The sequence below is a fragment of the Paraburkholderia fungorum genome (assembly GCF_900099835.1).
Classification (GTDB): domain Bacteria; phylum Pseudomonadota; class Gammaproteobacteria; order Burkholderiales; family Burkholderiaceae; genus Paraburkholderia; species Paraburkholderia fungorum_A.
The window spans coordinates 1,901,846-1,921,751 of the sequence record NZ_FNKP01000001.1; the positions used below are offsets into that span (position 1 = coordinate 1,901,846).

Annotated in this window: 17 protein-coding genes and 1 other RNA gene; 14 read left to right on the forward strand and 4 right to left on the reverse strand. The window is 61.7% G+C overall.

From position 1 onward, the window contains the following. Positions 1-79: 79 nt before the first annotated feature. Positions 80-1,348 carry a transcription termination factor Rho gene (gene rho, locus BLS41_RS08425; protein ID WP_006048863.1) on the reverse strand — a complete coding sequence of 423 codons (1,269 nt, stop codon included), beginning with the start codon at positions 1,346-1,348 and terminating at the stop codon, positions 80-82. Between the two features lie 239 nt (positions 1,349-1,587). Beyond that, the gene (gene trxA, locus BLS41_RS08430) at positions 1,588-1,914 is read right to left on the reverse strand and encodes a thioredoxin TrxA (RefSeq protein ID WP_006048864.1); all 327 of its coding nucleotides are present in this window, start codon (positions 1,912-1,914) and stop codon (positions 1,588-1,590) included. Between the two features lie 441 nt (positions 1,915-2,355). Here trxA and ffs point away from each other — a divergent pair. The 8 genes from ffs to BLS41_RS08470 all read left to right on the forward strand — a co-directional run bounded on the left by ffs (position 2,356) and on the right by BLS41_RS08470 (position 11,162). After that, positions 2,356-2,454, forward strand: an RNA gene (gene ffs, locus BLS41_RS08435) — signal recognition particle sRNA small type. Positions 2,455-2,697: 243 nt separating this feature from the next. Continuing rightward, positions 2,698-5,259: a DNA polymerase III subunit gamma/tau gene (locus tag BLS41_RS08440; RefSeq protein ID WP_074763884.1), complete on the forward strand. Its 2,562-nt coding sequence runs from the start codon at positions 2,698-2,700 to the stop codon at positions 5,257-5,259. 70 nt (positions 5,260-5,329) lie between these two features. Beyond that, positions 5,330-5,656, forward strand: coding sequence for a YbaB/EbfC family nucleoid-associated protein (locus BLS41_RS08445; protein ID WP_074763885.1), 327 nt, complete (start codon positions 5,330-5,332; stop codon positions 5,654-5,656). Between the two features lie 422 nt (positions 5,657-6,078). Then, complete coding sequence (gene recR, locus BLS41_RS08450; protein ID WP_074763886.1) at positions 6,079-6,675, forward strand: recombination mediator RecR; 597 nt, start codon at positions 6,079-6,081, stop codon at positions 6,673-6,675. 196 nt (positions 6,676-6,871) lie between these two features. Further along, positions 6,872-8,113: a CaiB/BaiF CoA transferase family protein gene (locus BLS41_RS08455; RefSeq protein ID WP_074763887.1), complete on the forward strand. Its 1,242-nt coding sequence runs from the start codon at positions 6,872-6,874 to the stop codon at positions 8,111-8,113. Between the two features lie 183 nt (positions 8,114-8,296). Continuing rightward, entirely contained in the window at positions 8,297-9,334 is a 1,038-nt protein-coding gene (locus BLS41_RS08460; RefSeq protein WP_074763888.1) for an ABC transporter substrate-binding protein, read from the forward strand. A 121-nt stretch (positions 9,335-9,455) separates the two neighbouring features. Further along, a complete protein-coding gene (locus tag BLS41_RS08465; protein ID WP_074763889.1) occupies positions 9,456-10,268 on the forward strand; it encodes an ABC transporter ATP-binding protein in 813 nt (270 codons plus the stop codon). Between the two features lie 69 nt (positions 10,269-10,337). After that, positions 10,338-11,162 (forward strand): ABC transporter permease, encoded by an 825-nt coding sequence (locus tag BLS41_RS08470; RefSeq protein ID WP_074763890.1) that lies wholly within the window; start codon positions 10,338-10,340, stop codon positions 11,160-11,162. Between the two features lie 110 nt (positions 11,163-11,272). On the opposite strand, the gene BLS41_RS08475 is transcribed toward BLS41_RS08470, so the two are convergent. Beyond that, positions 11,273-12,247, reverse strand: a complete 975-nt coding sequence (locus BLS41_RS08475) for an NADPH:quinone oxidoreductase family protein (protein ID WP_074763891.1) — start codon at positions 12,245-12,247, stop codon at positions 11,273-11,275. Positions 12,248-12,460: 213 nt separating this feature from the next. Between BLS41_RS08475 and surE the strand changes: the two genes are divergently transcribed. The 6 genes from surE to rlmD all read left to right on the forward strand — a co-directional run bounded on the left by surE (position 12,461) and on the right by rlmD (position 18,877). After that, positions 12,461-13,219, forward strand: a complete 759-nt coding sequence (gene surE / locus BLS41_RS08480) for a 5'/3'-nucleotidase SurE (protein WP_074766384.1) — start codon at positions 12,461-12,463, stop codon at positions 13,217-13,219. Continuing rightward, positions 13,216-14,295, forward strand: a complete 1,080-nt coding sequence (locus BLS41_RS08485) for a protein-L-isoaspartate(D-aspartate) O-methyltransferase (RefSeq protein ID WP_074763892.1) — start codon at positions 13,216-13,218, stop codon at positions 14,293-14,295. The genes surE and BLS41_RS08485 overlap by 4 nt, the downstream gene beginning before the upstream one ends. Before the next feature lie 5 nt (positions 14,296-14,300). Continuing rightward, the gene (locus tag BLS41_RS08490) at positions 14,301-15,227 is read left to right on the forward strand and encodes a peptidoglycan DD-metalloendopeptidase family protein (protein WP_074763893.1); all 927 of its coding nucleotides are present in this window, start codon (positions 14,301-14,303) and stop codon (positions 15,225-15,227) included. Between the two features lie 11 nt (positions 15,228-15,238). Continuing rightward, on the forward strand, positions 15,239-16,309 hold the full coding sequence (gene rpoS / locus BLS41_RS08495) for an RNA polymerase sigma factor RpoS (RefSeq protein ID WP_074763894.1): 1,071 nt from the start codon (positions 15,239-15,241) through the stop codon (positions 16,307-16,309). A 4-nt stretch (positions 16,310-16,313) separates the two neighbouring features. Next, positions 16,314-17,090, forward strand: coding sequence for a 3'-5' exonuclease (locus BLS41_RS08500; protein ID WP_074763895.1), 777 nt, complete (start codon positions 16,314-16,316; stop codon positions 17,088-17,090). Positions 17,091-17,458: 368 nt separating this feature from the next. Beyond that, on the forward strand, positions 17,459-18,877 hold the full coding sequence (gene rlmD, locus BLS41_RS08510) for a 23S rRNA (uracil(1939)-C(5))-methyltransferase RlmD (RefSeq protein ID WP_074763897.1): 1,419 nt from the start codon (positions 17,459-17,461) through the stop codon (positions 18,875-18,877). 136 nt (positions 18,878-19,013) lie between these two features. On the opposite strand, the gene BLS41_RS08515 is transcribed toward rlmD, so the two are convergent. Beyond that, positions 19,014-19,874, reverse strand: coding sequence for an outer membrane protein assembly factor BamD (locus BLS41_RS08515; RefSeq protein WP_074763898.1), 861 nt, complete (start codon positions 19,872-19,874; stop codon positions 19,014-19,016). Positions 19,875-19,906 lie beyond the last annotated feature (32 nt).

Genomic DNA, 19,906 nt, shown 5'->3' on the forward strand with positions numbered 1-19,906 from the left:
AAAAAAGCCGCTCGTTTGCAGCGAGCGGCTTTCTATGCGACGAGGCTAATTCAGCTACTTAGACCGGGTTACGGTCTGCTTAGCTGCCGCCACCACGGCGCATCATGTCGAAGAACTCGGAATTGCTCTTCGTTTGACGAATCTTGTCGAGCAGGAATTCCATCGATTCGACTTCGTCCATGTCGTGAATGAACTTGCGCAGCACCCAGATCTTTTGCAGCACTTCGGGCTTGATCAGCAGTTCTTCGCGGCGCGTGCCGGACTTGTTCAGGTTGATCGACGGATAGACGCGCTTTTCAGCCAGGCGACGTTCCAGGTGCACTTCCATGTTGCCGGTGCCCTTGAACTCTTCGTAGATCACGTCGTCCATGCGGCTGCCGGTTTCGATCAGCGCCGTACCGATGATGGTCAGCGAACCGCCTTCCTCGATATTGCGCGCCGCGCCGAAGAAGCGCTTCGGACGTTGCAGCGCGTTGGCGTCGACACCACCCGTCAGCACCTTGCCCGAGGCCGGCACAACGGTGTTGTAAGCGCGTGCGAGACGCGTGATCGAGTCGAGCAGAATGACCACGTCGTTCTTCATTTCGACGAGGCGCTTGGCTTTTTCGATCACCATTTCGGCGACCTGCACGTGACGCGCAGCCGGTTCGTCGAACGTGGAGGCGATCACTTCGCCGGCCACCGAACGCTGCATTTCGGTCACTTCTTCAGGGCGTTCGTCGATCAGCAGCACGAACAGCACGACATCGGGATGGTTCTGTTTGATCGCATGCGCGATGTGCTGAAGCATCACGGTCTTACCGGACTTCGGCGATGCCACCAGCAGACCCCGCTGGCCTTTGCCGATCGGCGCGATCATGTCGATGATGCGGCCCGTGACGTTTTCTTCGCCACGCATTTCACGTTCGAGCAGCAGCACCTTGTTCGGGTGCAGCGGCGTCAGGTTTTCGAACATGATCTTGTGCTTCGAGGCTTCCGGCGGCTGGCCGTTGACCTTGTCCACCTTGACCAGCGCGAAATAGCGCTCGCCGTCTTTCGGCGTACGCACTTCACCTTCGATCGTGTCACCCGTATGCAGGTTGAAACGGCGGATTTGCGACGGGCTGATATAAATATCGTCCGTGCTGGCGAGGTACGAGGTTTCCGGCGAACGCAGGAAGCCGAAACCGTCCGGCAGCACTTCGAGCGTGCCGTCGCCGAATATCGTGTCGCCCGTTTTGGCTCGTTTTTTTAGAATGGCGAACATCAGTTCCTGCTTGCGCAGGCGGTTCGCACTTTCGATCTCGAGGCCATTGGCCATCTCGATCAATTCGGACACGTGCAGAGTCTTAAGCTCGGATAAATGCATACGGAGAACCCGCAGGAGAAGGTGCGACGAAATGAAATCTGGGAGGAGAGTGAGCGGAACCGCTCAAGGACTTACACGTCTTTTCGACGTTTTGCGGATTCTAGCATAGCACACGCCAATTTCCGCCAGTACGACGGCATGGCATCTTTCTTGTCAGGCGTGTTGCCGGTTGACAACACGCCCCGAATCAGTGCGCTCGCGGGTCTCGAGGGACGCCGGGCGCGCCGATGCACACCGTTTTACAGATTGCCGTCGAGGAACGCAGTGAGTTGCGACTTCGACAACGCGCCGACCTTCTGCGCGGCGACTGCGCCGTTCTTGAAAAGGATCAGCGTGGGGATGCCGCGCACGCCGAACTTGACCGGCGTCGATTGATGTTCGTCGACGTTGATCTTGGCGATTTGCAGACGATCGGCATAATCCTTCGCGACTTCGTCGAGGATCGGCGCGATCATCTTGCACGGACCGCACCATTCAGCCCAGAAATCGAGCAGCACGGGTTTATCGGATTTAACGACGTCCTGTTCGAACGATGCGTCGCTAATATGCTTGATTTGTTCGCTCATTGTATGAATACCTCTATCGGTTCGAGGCCCGCCTGAATTGCTCGCCACGATACGTCAAAACCTAAGGAAACTTCCGTTCGCTTTGCCGCAAACTGGAGCATTGCCTGCCCATGCATGACCCGTTGAAAATGGCTCACGATGTGCGGGAAGCTCGCGCTTGCGGGTCATCCGTACGGCAGTTTAGCTTAATTCGCTATGCGTTGCCGGGGGCGATAGTACTCATCAGGGGCAGTGGGGCCAACGGCTGCCGGTGAAGTGACATCTTGTTTCTATACCCGCCACGCAGCTTATCTGGAGGCGGGTAAGGCGAACTCAAGTGGCTTCGGTGCGCGCGTCGTCGATAGCGACTATAAGAAGGGGAAAGCCTGATTCGACGCGTCGATGTCGGTTTGCTCGTATTAACAGTCGCACGATCGGCCAAGCGGTGATAGAATGTTTCGTGACGGGCCTCCTCGCATGGAGGGATGGTCAACCTGGTCAGGTCGGGAACGAAGCAGCCACAGCCGTTTTCCACCAGTGCCGAGGGTCAGGCTCGTCACCTTTCCTTTTTCAGTTTTTCCGTTGCGGTGTTCTTCCGCAATCTCTTTCTTCCCCGGTATTACCCTTGGCGTCGCCATGCCCCGTGCATGCATTCGCGTTGCATTGCGTATTCTTCATGTCTGATCCACATTTCATCTATTTTTTTCTATTGGTCCGTTAGCCTGTTTCAATGAAGCGGTGACGCGCGTTCCTATGCCTTCTGGTTTCGGTTTTGAGCGGCATTGTTGCTGATACAATTTCGCGATGACCTATCAAGTTCTCGCACGCAAATGGCGGCCTAAGGATTTCGCGTCGCTCGTCGGACAGGAGCACGTGGTGCGCGCGCTCACGCACGCGCTCGACGGCGGCAGGCTGCATCACGCCTATTTGTTTACCGGCACACGCGGCGTCGGTAAAACCACGCTGTCGCGCATCTTCGCCAAGGCGCTGAATTGCGAAACCGGCGTGACTTCCACGCCGTGCGGCGTATGCCGCGCGTGTCGTGAGATCGACGAAGGTCGCTTTGTCGATTACGTGGAAATGGATGCGGCGAGTAATCGCGGCGTCGACGAGATGGCGGCGCTGCTCGAACGTGCGGTGTATGCGCCGGTCGACGCGCGCTTCAAGGTCTACATGATCGACGAAGTGCACATGCTGACCAACCACGCTTTCAACGCGATGTTGAAGACGCTGGAAGAGCCGCCGCCGCACGTCAAGTTCATTCTCGCCACGACCGATCCGCAGAAAATTCCGGTTACTGTGCTGTCGCGGTGTCTGCAGTTCAATCTGAAGCAGATGCCCGCCGGGCATATCGTGTCGCATCTCGAGCACGTTCTTGGTGAAGAGAAGGTGCCGTATGACGTGCAGGCGTTGCGTCTGCTCGCGCGCGCGGCTGACGGCTCGATGCGCGACGCGTTGTCGCTGACCGATCAGGCCATTGCCTACTCGGCCAATCAGGTCAATGAAGAAGCGGTGCGCGGCATGCTCGGCGCGCTCGATCAAAGCTATCTGATTCGTCTGCTCGATGCGCTTGCCGACGGTGATGGCGCTGCGGTACTTGCCGTAGCCGACGAGATGGCATTGCGCAGTCTGTCGTTCTCGACGGCGTTGCAGGATCTGGCGAGCTTGCTGCATCGAATCGCCTGGGCACAGTTCGCACCTTCCTCCGTGCTCGACGAATGGCCGGAGGCGGGCGATCTGCGGCGCTTTGCCGAAGCGCTGAGCGCCGAGCGCGTGCAGTTGTTCTATCAGATCGCAACGATTGGTCGAAGCGAGCTGGGCCTCGCGCCGGATGAATACGCCGGCTTCACGATGACATTGCTGCGCATGCTGGCGTTCGAGCCGGCGCCTACGGGCGGTGGTGGTGCGATTGGCGGCGGCGCGCGTTCGGCTGGGCCAGCGGGAGCTGTCGGCGGAGCGGGTGCAAAGCGTGCGGGTTCGGCGACTGTTGCTGCATCGGCGGCGAGCGCTGCTGTGCCGGTTCGCGACACGCAAGTCGTCGGCAATGCGCCTGCCGTCAATGTAGTGAGCAGGAGCGTTGTATCTGGCGAATCCGCTGGCGGTGCGCGAACCGCCACAGCGCTTTCTGGGCCAGACTCGATAGCGTCACATTCTTCGAGTGACGCAGCGCACGCACCAGTTGCCGATGCGGGCAGTGCACCGAGCGCGGCGGCTGTCGATGCACCGTCCGTGGCTTCAACCACACACGCATTGGCTCCGTGGGACGATGAGCCCGCCGACTCCATTAAGAACGCGTCTTCGAACAGTCCAGCGATAAACGATACCTCCGCGGAGTCGGTCGCCAACCACACGTCGCCAGCCTCTTCGTTGACCGCGCCTGCCGCTGCGGCGCTCACGCGCACAGCGCAGGCCGCGTCGGTCGCAGTGGAACAGGAGCCGCAATCGGCAGCCGTCAACGCGCCACGTCGCGCGGGCGGCGCAAGCGCCGCACTCGACGTGTTGCGCAGCGCAGGTCTGAAAGTATCGTCGGACCGTGGCCGCGTGAGCGCCGCTGTATCCGCCGCAAAGCCCGCCGCACCGGTTGCGCCTGCTGCGCCGAAGCCCACCGCGCCGCGCGTGGCCGTCGCCGTGCCGACACCCGGCGCCGAGCGCCGCGCGCCGCAGCAGGACGCCGCACCGGCAGCGCGCGCGCCGTCGTCGCCGGTTCAGCGCAACAGCAATGGCAATGCAGAGCAGAACGGCTCGTCGGTTCCTCCGTGGGACGACATTCCGCTTGACGACTACGTGCCGCTTTCGGCGTCGGACGATGGCTATTTCGGTCCGCCCGACGACAACTACGTGCCGGTGTTCGACCGCGGTCCCGACGACGTTCGAGTGAACGCAGCGCCTGCGTCCTCGCCCGCGCCGGTGGTGGACTCGCGTCCGCTGCCCGCTGCCGTGCCGCTCGATCAGCTAGGCTTTAATGGCGACTGGCCGGCGCTTGCCGTCGATCTGCCGCTCAAGGGCATTTCGTATCAGCTCGCGTTCAACAGCGAACTGATGGCGCTCGAAGGCAACACGCTGAAACTCAACGTGCCGGTTCCGCAGTACGCGGAGGCATCGCAGGTCGCCAAGCTGAAAGTCGCGCTCGCCGAAAGACTCGGCCGGACCGTCGAGGTGCTGGTCGAAGTCGGTGCCGCCCGTCGGACCGCCTCCGCACACGACGCCGCGACGCGCGCACAGCGTCAGCGGGAAGCGGAGCGCGAGATCGGCGCCGATCCGTTCGTACAGTCGCTGATTCGCGAATTCGGCGCCAGCATCGTGCCTGGTTCGATTCGCCCCATTTCCCCGGACGCCGCCTCGAACGGTGCGTCGCCGGTCCATTGATTCGCCGCGCCGCTATTGACCTTAGCGCGCCCGATTTGCAGATCCCAAGCTATCAAGAAGGAGCATGTCCATGATGAAAGGCCAACTCGCTGGGCTGATGAAACAAGCCCAGCAAATGCAGGAAAACATGAAGAAGATGCAGGACCAACTCGCACTGATCGAAGTCGAGGGGCAGTCGGGTGCCGGTCTCGTGAAGGTGACGATGACCTGCAAGAACGACGTGCGCCGCGTGTCGATTGATCCGAGCCTGCTTGCCGACGACAAGGACATGCTGGAAGACCTCGTCGCCGCTGCGTTCAATGACGCCGTGCGCAAGGCCGAAGCCACCGCCGCAGAAAAAATGGGTGGCATGACTTCGGGCTTGCCGCTGCCGCCGGGCTTCAAGATGCCGTTCTGATTCTGAACGACGCCGCGGCAAAGTTTGCCGCGGCGTGAATCGCAAATGTGGGGCACAGGCATGCTACACACGCGAGCGCAACGCGAATAGCGTGCGTTACAGGCAGAATTGAACGTAGTCGCGGGCACCTGATTGAAAGGCTCGATCCGGCGCTCGAACGGAACGCACTAGTTGATGCATACCGGCCGACGCGCGAGCGAGGTGCTCGACAACGCCGGGTTTGCAAGTTTTACCCCGTTTCAGATTGATCGAATAGTTTCAAACCGCGTCGGTTTCCTGATGCAGCCCATCAATCAGGTTTTGTCTATCTGATGCTCGATGATCCGCAGTCAGCCTGCCGGGCGCAAACCGAACCAACGCGAACCATCCATCGCATCGCGACCCGCATCCACGGGCACTACCCACTTCGACGCCGATCCCGCATGAAACAACCTTCCGCCTTGTCGGCGCTCGTCGAAGCGCTGCGCGTATTGCCCGGAGTCGGGCCGAAGTCGGCGCAACGCATGGCCTATCACCTGATGCAGCACGATCGCGATGGCGCCGAAAAACTCGGCCGTTCGTTGCTGTTCGCGACCGAGCATCTGCAGCACTGTGAAAAGTGCAATACCTTCACCGAAGCGCAGATCTGCGAGGTCTGCCTCGACGAGGAACGTGACCCGGCGTTGCTGTGCGTCGTCGAAACACCGGCCGATCAGATCATGCTCGAACAGACCATGACCTATCACGGCCTGTACTTCGTGCTGATGGGGCGGCTGAGTCCGCTCGACGGCATCGGTCCGAAAGAGATTCATTTCGACCGTCTGGTCAAACGCGCGTCGGACGGCGTGGTCAAGGAAGTCGTGCTCGCCACCAATTTCACCAATGAAGGCGAGGCCACCGCGCATTACCTCGGGCAGACGCTTAAGGCGCGCGGCCTCGCTGTCACGCGTCTGGCGCGTGGTGTGCCGGTGGGTGGCGAACTCGAGTATGTTGACGCCGGCACGATTGCGCGCGCGATGCTCGACCGCCGTTCGATGTAGTCGTCTGCACGATGACACCCGGAGGATCGCGAGCGAGCGGTTCCGGTAAATGTCGCGCCTTGAAGCAGGCCGTGCCGCGCGGTGAAGGCGCGACTCGATACACGCACTCGAAAAAAGCGCACACACGCCGTGCGCGTCAGCCATCTCAAGAACGTCAAGATCGTCAAATACGTCAGGACCAGAACAAAGGAGACACATGAGCGCCACCTCTGAATCAGACGCGAGCGCCGCGCCTCAACCCGCTCAAGGCCCGCTCGCCGGCGTCAAGGTGCTGGAACTCGGCACGCTGATCGCCGGCCCGTTCGCCGCGCGCTTTCTCGGCGAGTTCGGTGCCGACGTCATCAAGATCGAAGATCCCAAAGGCGGTGACCCGCTGCGCAAATGGCGCAAGCTCTACCCGGAAGTCGGCGGCACGTCGCTTTGGTGGGCGGTGCAGGCGCGCAACAAGAAATCGGTCACGATCAATCTGAAGGCCGAAGAGGGCAAGGAGATCGTGCGGCGTCTCGCGAAAGAAGCGGATATCGTCGTCGAGAATTTCCGGCCGGGTTTGCTGGAGAAACTCGGACTCGGCTATGACGTGCTGTCCGCCGAAAACCCCGGGCTCGTGATGGTGCGTCTGTCCGGCTACGGCCAGACCGGGCCGTATCGCGACCGGCCCGGATTCGGGGCGATCGCCGAATCGATGGGCGGCTTGCGCCATATCACCGGCTATCCGGATTTGCCGCCGCCGCGCATCGGTATTTCGATCGGCGATTCGATCGCTGCGCTGCACGGCGTGATCGGCGCGTTGATGGCGCTGCATCACAAACAGGTGAACGGCGGCAAGGGGCAGGTCGTCGATGTGGCGCTGTACGAGGCCGTTTTCAACATGATGGAAAGCGTCGTGCCCGAATACGGCGTGTACGGGATGGTGCGCGAGCGCACCGGCGCGTCGCTGCCGGGTATCGTGCCGTCGAACACCTATCCGTGCCGCGACGGCAGCATCGTGATCGGCGGCAATAGCGATCCGATTTTCAAGCGGCTGATGGTGGCGATCGAGCGTGAAGACCTCGCGAATGATCCGGCGCTGGAACATAACGACGGCCGCGTGCCGCGTACCCAGGAAATCGACGGCGCGATTGCCGGGTGGCTCTCCACGCGCACGATCGAAGAAGCGCTCGCGGTGCTGAATGCAGCCGATGTGCCGGTTGGCCGCATCTTCAGCGTTGCGGATATGTTCACCGATCCGCAGTTCATGGCGCGGCAGATGATTCAGCGTTTCAAGTGGCAGGACGGTCAGGAAATCACATTGCCGGCGGTCACGCCAAAGCTCTCCGCGACGCCTGGCGAGACGCGCTGGCTCGGCCCCGAACTGGGTGAACATACCGATGAAGTCCTGCAATCGCTAGGTTATGATGCAGACGACATTGCAAGGTTGCACGCGCAACAGATCGTGTGAAGCGAAGCGCGGCATCCTCGGGTGCCGCGAGTAAAACATGAGGCAGCGACCGGGTCGCCGCCTCAGAAAGGCTGGCACTCGTTCGAAAGAAACACGCCGGAGCAGCACCCAGAAAAGTTGCCGGTAAAGAGCGACGCAGAGCGGCAAATAAAAGCCGCACGACAAAAGTTTGGAGACGACACCATGCAACGCAGAACCTTCCTCGCCGGAAGCGCCGCGCTCGCCGGCGCCACGCTTGCCGCCACGCCGCTTTCGTATGCCCAGGGCAAACCTGAAACCAGCAAAGTCGCGATTGCCGTCGGCGGGAAAAATCTGTTCTATTACCTGCCGCTCACGATTGCCGAGCGTCGCAATTACTTCAGGGACGAAGGGCTCGACGTCGAGATATCCGATTTCGCGGGCGGCTCGCAAGCGTTGAAGGCGGCTGTCGGCGGCAGCGCGGATGTCGTCTCTGGCGCGTTCGAACACACGTTGCTGTTGCAGGCGCAAAAGCAGTATTTCCGCGAATTCGTATTGCAGGGGCGCGCGCCGCAGATCGTGCTCGCGGTGTCGAAGAAAGCGATGCCAAACTACAAGTCGATCGCCGATCTCAAAGGCAAGAAAATCGGCGTGACCGCGCCGGGTTCGTCGACGTCGATCATGGCGAGTTTCGTGCTGGCAAAAGCCGGGTTGAGCGCAAAAGACGTGTCGTTCATCGGCGTGGGTGCGGGTGCCGGGGCTATTGCCGCGCTGCAGTCGGGGCAGATCGATGCCATCGCGAATCTCGACCCGGTGATGACCCGGCTCGAACGTACCGGCGATATCCGCGTCGTGTCGGACACGCGCACGCTGGCCGACACGCGAACCGTGTTTGGCGGCGACATGCCGGCGGGATGCCTGTATGCATCGCAGAGTTTCATCACGAAGAATCCGAATACAACGCAGGCGTTGACCAACGCGATGGTGCGCGCGCTCAAATGGCTGCAGACGGCAACCGGCAGCGAATTGATCAGCACGGTGCCGGAAGGCTATCTGCTCGGCGATCGCGCGGTGTATCTGGATGCGTGGCAGCACGTGAAGGAAGCGATGTCGCCCGATGGTCTGATGCCTGCCGACGGTCCCGCGACGTCGCTGAAAACTTTGCAGGCGTTCGATCCGAACGTGCAGGGCAAGCCGATCGATCTGTCGAAGGCGTGGACCAACGACTTCGTGAAGAAGGCGTTGACGACGGTCAAGGCGTAAAGCGCCAGGGTGCAAGGACGGAGACGAGGGCGATGAATGCCGCGCGTTCGCGGCGCCCATCTCCGTATAAAAGCGACCACTTCCAGAACCCAACCCCGATCCCGAAGAAGCGAGCCAAACGATGACCGTCGCCGCCCTGTCGCTCGACAACATCACCTGCACGTTCGCCGCGCGCGATAAGCGCACGCAGCGCTATACCGCCGTCAGGGATACGACGCTGCGCATTGCGCCTGGCGAATTCGTGTCGGTGGTCGGGCCGACAGGGTGCGGCAAGTCCACGCTGCTAAACATCGGTGCAGGTTTGCTGGCGCCGTCGTCGGGGACCGTCAGCGTGTTCGGCGAGCCGCTCACCGGGATCAACCGGCGCGCGGGCTACATGTTCCAGGCGGATGCGCTGATGCCGTGGCGCGCGGCAATCGACAACGTGATGGCCGGTCTTTCGTTTCGTGGCGTGCCGGCCGCCGAAGCGCGCGCGAAGGCCGACGAATGGCTAAAGCGCGTGGGTCTCGGCGGTTTCGGCGATCGTTATCCGCATCAGTTGTCGGGCGGTATGCGCAAGCGCGTCGCGATGGCGCAGACGCTGATTCTCGATCCCGACATCATCCTGATGGACGAGCCGTTTTCCGCGCTCGATATCCAGACGCGTCAGTTGATGGAAAACGAATTGCTCGATCTGTGGGCCGCGAAACGCAAGGCGGTGCTGTTCATCACACACGATCTCGACGAAGCGATCGCGATGTCCGACCGTGTGGTGGTGCTGTCGGCGGGACCGGGCACGCATCCGATCGGCGAATTCACGATTGATCTGCCGCGTCCGCGAGACGTGGCCGAGATTCGTGCGCACCCGCGTTTCGTCGAACTTCACGCGCAGATCTGGAGCGTGTTGCGCGACGAGGTTCTCAAGGGTTATCAGCAGCAATTGACCGCCGTCTAGCGAACCTCCGAACTCGCAGACTAACGAACCCACCCACGCTTGTCTCAACCGTCCAAGGCAAATCGAGTCATGTGGAAGACGTTGCGCCCGAGCCGGGCGAATCTGGTGATCTGGCAATGGTTGTTGCTGGTGCTGTGCTTCGTGCTCTGGTACGCGCTGACCAGCCCGACGCTGCTGCCGCCGTTCTATTTCGACGATCCGAACAAAGCCGCGTTTTTCTTCGGCGAGCCGCAGAAGGTTCTGCAACGGATCTGGGAATGGTTCGCGGGCGGCGAGATTTATCTGCATCTATGGATCACGCTGGTCGAGACCGTGCTTGCATTTGTGCTGGGCACCGCGCTCGGACTCGGCGTCGGTTTGTGGCTCGCGCTCGCGCCGATTGCGAGTGCGTTGTTCGATCCGTATGTGAAAGCCGCCAACTCGATGCCGCGTGTGATCCTCGCGCCGATCTTCGGCGTGTGGTTCGGTTTGGGGATCTGGTCGAAGGTCGCGTTGGGCGTCACGCTGGTATTTTTTATCGTGTTCTTCAACGTCTATCAGGGTGTGAAGGAAGTCAGCCCGGTCGTGCTCGCGAACGCGCGGATGCTCGGCGCGAATCGCAAGCAATTGCTGCGCAACGTCTATTTGCCTAGCGCGATGAGTTGGGTGTTTTCGAGCCTGCATACGTCGGTCGGGCTGGCTTTTGTCGGCTCGGTGGTGGGCGAGTACCTTGGCTCGGCGCGCGGCGTCGGCTATCTGATTCTGCAGGCCGAAGGCACGTTCGATATCAACACCGTATTCGCCGGGATTCTGGTGTTAACCGCGTTCGCGCTGATTCTCGATGCGATAGTCGGGATCGGCGAGCGTCGCTTGATGAAGTGGCAGCCTAAGACCGGGGATGCAGAGAAGTTATGACGATGCAGGCTTCGAGTTAAATAAAAACGGCGGCAGGTTTTTAACCAGCCGCCGTTTCAGTTTCATGATCAACCTCGTGCTGTCGAGGCAGCGTCGACTAAAGCCCAGGACTACGGCGTAATCACCACCTTGCCGATCACGCGACGTTCGGCCATATCGCGCAATGCGTGCCCGGTATCGTCGAGCGAATAGCGTGCGGAGACGTAGGGATTGAGCTTGCCTTCGGCGATCCATCCGGTCATCTGCTGGAATGCGGCCTGGTTGTGTTTCGGCTCACGTTTGGCGAAATCGCCCCAGAACACGCCGACCAGACTCGCGCCTTTGAGCAGTGTCAGATTGAGCGGCAGCTTCGGAATCTCCCCGTTTGCAAAGCCGACCACCAGATAACGCCCGCGCCAGCCGATGCTACGAAACGCCGGCTCCGCATAAATGCCGCCGACCGGATCGTAGATGACGTCCGGACCTTTGCCGTCGGTGAGCGCCTTGATGCGCTCGCGCAGATCTTCGGTGCTGTAATTGATGGTCGCGTCCGCACCATGCTTGACGCAGGTCGCCAGTTTTTCATCGCTCGATGCCGCCGCGATCACGCGCGCGCCGAGCGCCTTGCCGATCTCCACCGCCGCGAGCCCGACGCCGCCTGCCGCGCCGAGCACCAGCATCGTCTCGCCGGGCTGCAACTGGCCGCGATCGACCACCGCGTGATGCGACGTGCCATACGCAAGCGTGAAGGCCGCCGCTACGTCGAAGTCGACGCCGTCGGCGAGCGGCACGCATGCTGCGGCGGGGGCGATCGCCTGCTCGGCAAAGCCGCCCGATCCGGTGAACGCGACCACGCGCGAGCCCGGTTTGAACTGCGTGACATCGGCGCCGACCGCGCGCACGACGCCCGCGACTTCCGAACCCGGCGTGAAGGGCAGAGGCGGTTTGAACTGGTATTTGTTTTCGATGATCAGCACGTCGGGGAAGTTGACGGCTGCCGCCTTGACGTCGATTACGACGTGGCCGGGAGGTGCTTCGAGATCAGGCAGATTTTCGACGACCAGGCTCTCAGGTGGCCCATATTGATTACAGCGAATCGCGCGCATCGTGTCTCCATGTCGATAGGGGGTCCGCAATCATTCTGAGTGTAAAGCAATGCGTACGATCGTGCTTTTTATTTGCGCTGCGTGCGTGAGATGCGACGCTTGCAAATCACATGCACCTGGCTTGCGGCAAGCAAAGACGCAGGCGCGTTGCGCGGTATACGCATGGGCCGCCGTGTCGTTCGCGCGCCATCTTTCCTCGGTTACAATCGCCGCATGCGAATCCTACTCAGCAATGACGACGGTTATCTGGCGCCGGGCCTTGCCGCGCTTTACGAAGCGCTCAAGCCGATCGCGGACGTCACCGTGATGGCCCCCGAACAGAATTGCAGCGGCGCGTCGAATTCACTCACGCTATCGCGGCCGCTGTCGGTTCTGCGCTCGGCCAACGGCTTCTATTACGTGAACGGCACGCCCACCGACTCGGTGCATATCGCGCTGACGGGCATGCTCGACCACACGCCGGATCTGGTCGTATCGGGCATCAACAACGGTCAGAACATGGGCGAGGACACGCTGTACTCGGGCACGGTCGCGGCCGCGACCGAGGGCATCATGTTCGGCGTGCCGGCCATCGCGTTCTCGCTGGTCGACAAAGACTGGGTGCATCTCGAAGACGCAGCCCGTGTCGCCGCCGAGATCGTCGCGCATTATCTCGAGCAGCCGCTGCCTGGGCATCCGCTGCTGAACGTGAATATTCCGAACCTGCCGTACGAGCAACTCGACGGCTGGCATATCACGCGTCTTGGTAAGCGGCATCCGTCGCAACCGGTGATCCGGCAGACCAATCCGCGGGGCGAACCGATCTACTGGATCGGGCCGTCCGGCAGTGCGCGCGACGCGAGCGAAGGCACCGACTTTCATGCGGTTGCGAATGGCCGCGTGTCGATCACGCCGCTTCAGCTCGACCTGACCCACACGCAAATGCTGCCCGCAGCGCGCGACTGGGCGCGCGCCGGCAGCGGCGCTTCATGACAAACGAGCGCGCAAAGCGCTTTCCGCTCGGCCTCGAGGATCTGGTGCGCGAACCGCGCCGTCCCGAAGGGCGTCCAGGCGAAGTGCGCGCGGCGGCCCTGGCCGCGAGCGCCGCGCTGAACGCACGACAGCAGCCAGCGAGGAATTCGCCGGCGGGCGCGGCGGTCAAGTCAAAGCCTCAAAGTCAGGCGCATGCCCGGTCGCAAGCTGCGGCAGTCCAGGCGCGGCCACAAGCGAAACCCCAAACCGCGTCGCAATCCATCGCGCCACCCAAACCGCAGGCCGCCCCGTCGGTTAAATCGCAGGCGAAGCCGGTCGTCCATGTTCAGGGCGTGATCGCGCGCACGGCGTCTTCGTCCCCGTCCGCTAAACCCGCTGCCCGATCCGGCGAGCGCACCGCCGCGCCCAATGTCGCGCTGAACGGCGCACTTGCATTGACTTCGGAACGGGTTCGCGAACGGATGGTCGAACGCCTGCGTGCGAACGGCGTGACCGACCAGCGCGTGTTGAACGCGATGGCGGTGGTGCCGCGCCACATGTTCGTCGACCCGGGCCTCGCCGCCCAGGCTTACGAAGATGCGGCGTTGCCCATCGGTCATCACCAGACGATCTCCAAGCCCTCGGTAGTCGCGCGGATGATCGAACTGGCGGCGGCCGGCCGCGCGCTCGATACCGTGCTCGAAATCGGCACCGGCTGCGGTTATCAGGCGGCGGTGCTGAGCCAGGTGGCTCGCGAGGTGTATTCGATCGAACGCATCAAGCCGTTGTCCGAACGCGCGAAGACGAATCTGCGTCCGCTGCGCATTCCGAACATCCGGCTGCATTACGGCGACGGGCGCCTCGGGCTGCCGTCCACGGCGCCGTTCGACGCGATCGTCATCGCGGCTGCGGGGCTCGATGTACCGCAAGCCTTACTTGAACAACTCGCGATCGGCGGCCGTCTGGTCGCGCCGGTCGGCTCGCAGGACGGCCAGAACCAGGTGCTGACGCTGGTCGAGCGTCTCGGGCCGGCGCAGTGGCGCGAGTCGCGCCTTGATCGCGTTTTCTTTGTACCCTTAAAATCCGGAGTGATTTGACACCGATGAGTATGTTGCGCGCGATGCAAAGAACCAGCCTGAATGTCCCCATGACCGTAACCCAGCGTAGCGTGTGCGTGCTCGCCTTGTCCCTGTTGATGACGGCCTGTGCTTCCCGGCTCGATCAGGCGCCGGTCGTCGACCGCTCCGGCGGTGCGCCGCTCAGTACGCAGGCAGCGCCGCCGCCCGTGCCGCTCGGGCCGCCGCCGCCGGGCTACTACCGCGTGAAACCGGGCGATACGCTGTATCGGATCGCACTGGAGAACGGCCAGAACTATCGCGACATTTCGGCGTGGAATAATTTGACCAACCCGAACCAGATCGAAGTCGATCAGTTGCTGCGTGTCGTGCCGCCGGGCGCGAATGCCGCCGCGATGACGCCGGGTGTGGCGACCGCGCCGATCATCGGCGGTGCTGCGGTGCAGAGCGCGCCGCTCGGCAGCGTGCCGCCGGCTGCGAACGGCGTCGCTGCGCCGCCGCTGTATGGTTCGGCCGCGAACAACGCGTCGATGGCGCCGCAGGCTGCGCCGGGCGCTGCCAGCGACTCGAGTCCCGCTGCATCGGGCAATGTCGCGTTTGCGTGGCCGGTGCGTGGCCCACTGCTCGGCACGTTTAACGATTCGACCAACAAGGGCGTCAATATTGGCGGTGCCTCGGGCGATCCGGTCAAAGCCTCCGCCGATGGCCGCGTCGTGTACGCCGGAAATGGGCTGCGTGGTTACGGCAACCTCATTATCATCAAACATGACGCAACTTATCTCACCGCGTATGCACACAACCGCGCTTTGATGGTAAAAGAGGGGGACGCGGTAACGAAGGGGCAGAAGATCGCTGAGATGGGCAATAGCGATTCCGACCGTGTTATGTTGCATTTCGAAGTTCGCCGGCAGGGTAAACCTGTCGACCCACTGAAGTATTTGCCGCCGCAATAAGCGATACGACCATGCCGAAACCGAAGCGCCGCCAGCCGCAAGCCGAATCTGAAACGATCAGCCAAGCTACGTCCGCTTCGGTGGACGACAGCGGTGCTTCGGAAGCCGAAGAAGAGATCGCAGAAGAACGCGATCTCGACGAGTCGTCCAGTGGCGCAGAAGAGGGTCGCGAGCCGCGCGAAGCCGCGCCGGACGCAGACGACTTTCGCGCGTTGCTGCAAGCCGAGCTGACGGCCGACACAATCCAGCATTATCTGAACCGCATTAGCGTCAAGCCGCTTCTCACCGTCGACGAGGAGCAGAAATATTCGCGTCTTGCCAAGGCGGGCGAGTTCGAAGCGCGGCAGGTGATGATCGAGCGCAATCTGCGGCTTGTGGTCAGCATTGCGAAGGGTTATCTGAATCGCGGCGTGCCGTTGCTCGATCTGATCGAAGAGGGCAACCTCGGCCTGATGCACGCGATCGAGAAATTCGATCCGACGCGCGGCTTCCGGTTTTCGACTTACGCCACCTGGTGGATTCGCCAGAGCATCGAGCGCGCGATCATGAACCAGGCGCGCACCGTGCGTTTGCCGGTGCACGTGATTCGCGAGTTGAACCAGGTGTTGCGTGCCAAGCGTCATCTGGAAAAAAATTCGATGAATTCGGGTGAGGCTGCCGAGCGGCGTGATGCCAGCATCGACGACATTGCCTATCTGACCGGCAAGACCACCGACGAAGTCACCGACATTCTCGCGCTGAACGAGCACACAGCGTCGCTCGACGCGCCGCTGGATCTCGATCCGGCGAGCAGCCTGCTCGATCTGCTGTCCGACGACCAGAGCCAGTCGCCGGACGCCGAAGTGCAGCATCGCGAACTGGAAACGCTGACGCGGGCCTGGCTCGCGCGCTTGTCTGACAAGCATCGTCATGTGATTGAGCGCCGCTTTGGGCTTAATCACATCGAACCCGCCACGCTCGAAGAGCTGGCTGACGAAATGGGCCTCACGCGCGAGCGTGTGCGCCAGATCCAACAGGAAGCGCTTGTCCGACTGAAGCGCTTCTTTGCCTCCAACGGTGTTCGGAAGGACGCCGTTTTATAAGCTGATGACACCGATTCTTGTATTCGACATCGAGACGATTCCCGATGTCGCCGGCATTCGCCGCCTCGACGATTTGCCTTCCACGATGAGCGACGCCGAAGTCGCCGAACACGCGTTCGCCGCGCGGCGCGAAAAAACCGGCAGCGATTTCCTGCCGCATCACCTGCAACGGATCGCCGCGATTTCCTGCGTGTTCCGCGACGACCACGGTTTCCGCGTACGCTCGCTCGGCACGCTCGAAGACGGCGAGGCCGCGCTCGTGCAGTCGTTTTATCGCGTGATCGAGAAGTACACGCCGCAACTCGTGTCGTGGAACGGCGGCGGTTTCGACCTGCCGGTGCTGAACTACCGGGCGCTGGTCAACGGCATTCCCGCCAGCCGCTTCTGGGATCTCGGCGAGGACGACCGCGACTTCAAGTGGAACAACTACATCAGCCGATACCACGCGCGTCACACTGATCTGATGGACGTGCTCGCGATGTACTCGGGCCGCGCCAACGCGCCGCTCGACGCGCTCGCCAAGATGTGCGGCTTCCCCGGCAAGATGGGGATGGACGGCAGTCAGGTCTGGAACGCGTTTCAGGCAGGGCAACTTGACGAAATCCGCAATTATTGCGAGACCGACGTCGTCAATACGTATCTGCTGTATTGCCGTTTTCAGTTGATTCGCGGCGGCTTTTCGGCAGAGGAGTACTCCGACGAAATCAATCTGGTCAAGAGGGCGCTCGCGCAGGAAGCGGCGCCGCAATGGGCTGAGTATCTGGCCGCGTTTGATCAGTGATCTGGCGCGAGCTTATTGTGGTGGCGAGGCAGTGCAATAAGCCTTTCGCCAGGATGCACGCCGGGCAGTCGGCGGCAGTAAGGTTGCGCGACAACCCCGGCGTGCAAAGAAACCAGGAAAGCCGTAGCAAGGTAGTAAAGCAGCTTTTGAATGATTGCCGACAGGCCCGGCAGATGGATAGCTCCCTTCTGCCCGGCAACTTGCGCTGCAATAACTGATGTGTAGGCCGGCGGCGGGACGACGTCCAAACGCGAGCGCGAACAACCCATAGGTCCGCGCTCACACCCCGACCCGCCGCCTCAACTCGTGGGCAACATCCCCGCTTCGTCTACAATCTCGCCTTTCCCCAAGTTGTCAGGAAGTCGCAGGTGTCCCGAACTGCCCCCCATCGTCGCTCGCCGAAGCGCCATAAGACGCCGCCGCCCGCGCCCGCGCTCGTTATCACCGGCAATGAGCCGGTCATCGAAATCACTTCGCTCGATATGGAAGCGCGCGGCGTCGGCCGCACCGAAACTGAAGACGGCACACCCGGCAAGGTGATTTTCGTCGAGGGTGCGCTACCCGGCGAGCGCGTCAGTTATTCGACGCATCGCAGCAAGGCTAAATTCGAGCAGGCCGAAGTCGTTCAGGTATTCCGCGAAAGCGTGATCCGCACGAAGCCGAAGTGCAATTATTTCGATGTTTGCGGCGGCTGTTCGATGCAGCATCTGGATGTTCGCGCGCAGGTCGCCGTCAAACAGCGCGTGCTCGAAGACAACCTGCAGCATCTGGCGAAGCTACGCCCCGAAACGGTGTTCCGGCCGATCCACGGGCCGGCCTGGGGTTATCGCTATCGCGCGCGGCTGGCTGTTCGGTATCTGCCGGAAAAAGGCGGTATGCGGATCGGCTTTCACGAAAAGAAAAGCGGCAACATCGCCGATATGAAAACCTGCGAAGTGTTGCCGCCGCATGTGTCGGCGATGCTGATGCCTTTGCGTTTCATGGTGCGTAAGTTGTCAATCCACGATCGTATTCCGCAATTGGAACTGGCGGTGGGTTCGTCGGTGACGGCGCTGGTGGTGCGCAATCTGGCGCCGCTGACCGAAGCGGACGAGCAGGTTCTGCGCGATTTCGCCGATCAGCACAAGCTGCAGTTCTGGCTGCAGCCGGGTGGCCCGGAAACGGTTGCGCCGTTTTATCCGCTCGAGCCGGAACTCGACTACACGCTGCCGGAATATGACATCCGGATGCCGTTCAAGCCGACCGACTTCACCCAGGTGAATCACGCGATCAACCGTGTGCTGGTGAGCCGCGCGTTGCGCCTGCTGGCGCCGGCGCGCACGGATCGTGTGCTTGATCTGTTTTGCGGAATTGGCAACTTCACGCTGCCGCTCGCGCGGATTTCGAAGGAAGTGGTCGGGATCGAGGGCAGCGAAGCGCTGACCTCGCGCGCGTTGGCCAACGCGGAGTTGAACGGCGTGGCGGGGCATACGTCGTTCACGTGCCGCAATCTGTTCGAAGTCACCGCCGACGACATGCGCGCGCTCGGTCACTTCGACAAATTCCTGATCGACCCGCCGCGCGAAGGCGCACAGGCCGTTGCCAAAGCGCTGGCAGAGATCGCGCAAAGCGGCGATGGGCCGCTGCCGAAGCGGATCGTCTATGTGTCGTGCAACCCGGCGACGCTGGCTCGCGATTCGGGGCTGCTGGTGCACGAGGCCGGCTACCGGCTGGTGGGCGCGGGCGTCGTGAACATGTTCCCGCATACGTCGCACGTGGAGTCGATCGCGTTGTTCGAACGGGATTGACTGTCGCCGACGCAGTGAAAGGCGGCGGTTAGCCGCCTTCGCATAGCGTCAAAGCTGCTGCGCTTCGCGCAAATAAAAAAGCCACGACCGAAGTCGTGGCTTTTTTTCAGATGTGCGGCTTAACCCGCTGCGCGGCTTAAAACTGCCACCACGACTTCACCGTACCCGGGCGAGCATGGCCCGTGATGTACGGGCTGTCCGGGAACGTACCGGCCAGCACGCGTTTGGTGTCGTCGGCCAGTTGCGGCTGGTTCAGCTTCTGATACGACAGCATCATGATGTGCAGTGCGTCTTCGATAGCCGGTGCGTTCTTGTATTCACGCAACGCCAGTTGAGCGCGGTTGATCGCAGCCACATAAGCGCCACGGCGGTAGTAGTAGTCGGCCGCGTGGACTTCGTGCGATGCCAGCGCGTTCACGATGTAGCGCATGCGTTGCGCCGCGTCCGGTGCGAACTTGCTGTTCGGGTATTTGTCGACCACGACCTTGAACGCGTCATACGACTCGCGCAGCGACTTCGGATCGCGCTCGCTCATGTCCTGGCCGGAGAAGCGGCCGAACAGACCGAGGTCGTCGTTGAAGTGGATCATGCCCTTCAGGTAGTACGCGTAAGCGATGTCCGGATGATCCGGGTGCAGCTGGATGAAGCGGTCGACGGCCTGGTCGGCGGCCGCGTTTTCGCTGTCTTTCCAGTTGCAGTAAGCGACGTTGATCTGCGCCTGCTGGGCGAAGTGGCCGAACGGGTCGCGGCCTTCAAGCATTTCGAAGTACTTTGCGCACTTGCCGAAATCACCGCCGGTCAGAGCGTCGTTCGCCTCCGTATATAATTTGTTGTTGTTCCACGTTGCCGTTTCGTCGGTTTTTTCCGGCAGGCCGTGGCAAGCCGCAATAACAGTGACGGCAGCGGCACACGCAATGTATCCGGCCACTTTACGGGCCGCCTTCTTGATGGCCGCCAAATTGATCGCCGCTTTAGTGATGGTGTTCAAGGCTCGCATTTTCCAGTCTAGCTTTACGTCCAGGTGACCCA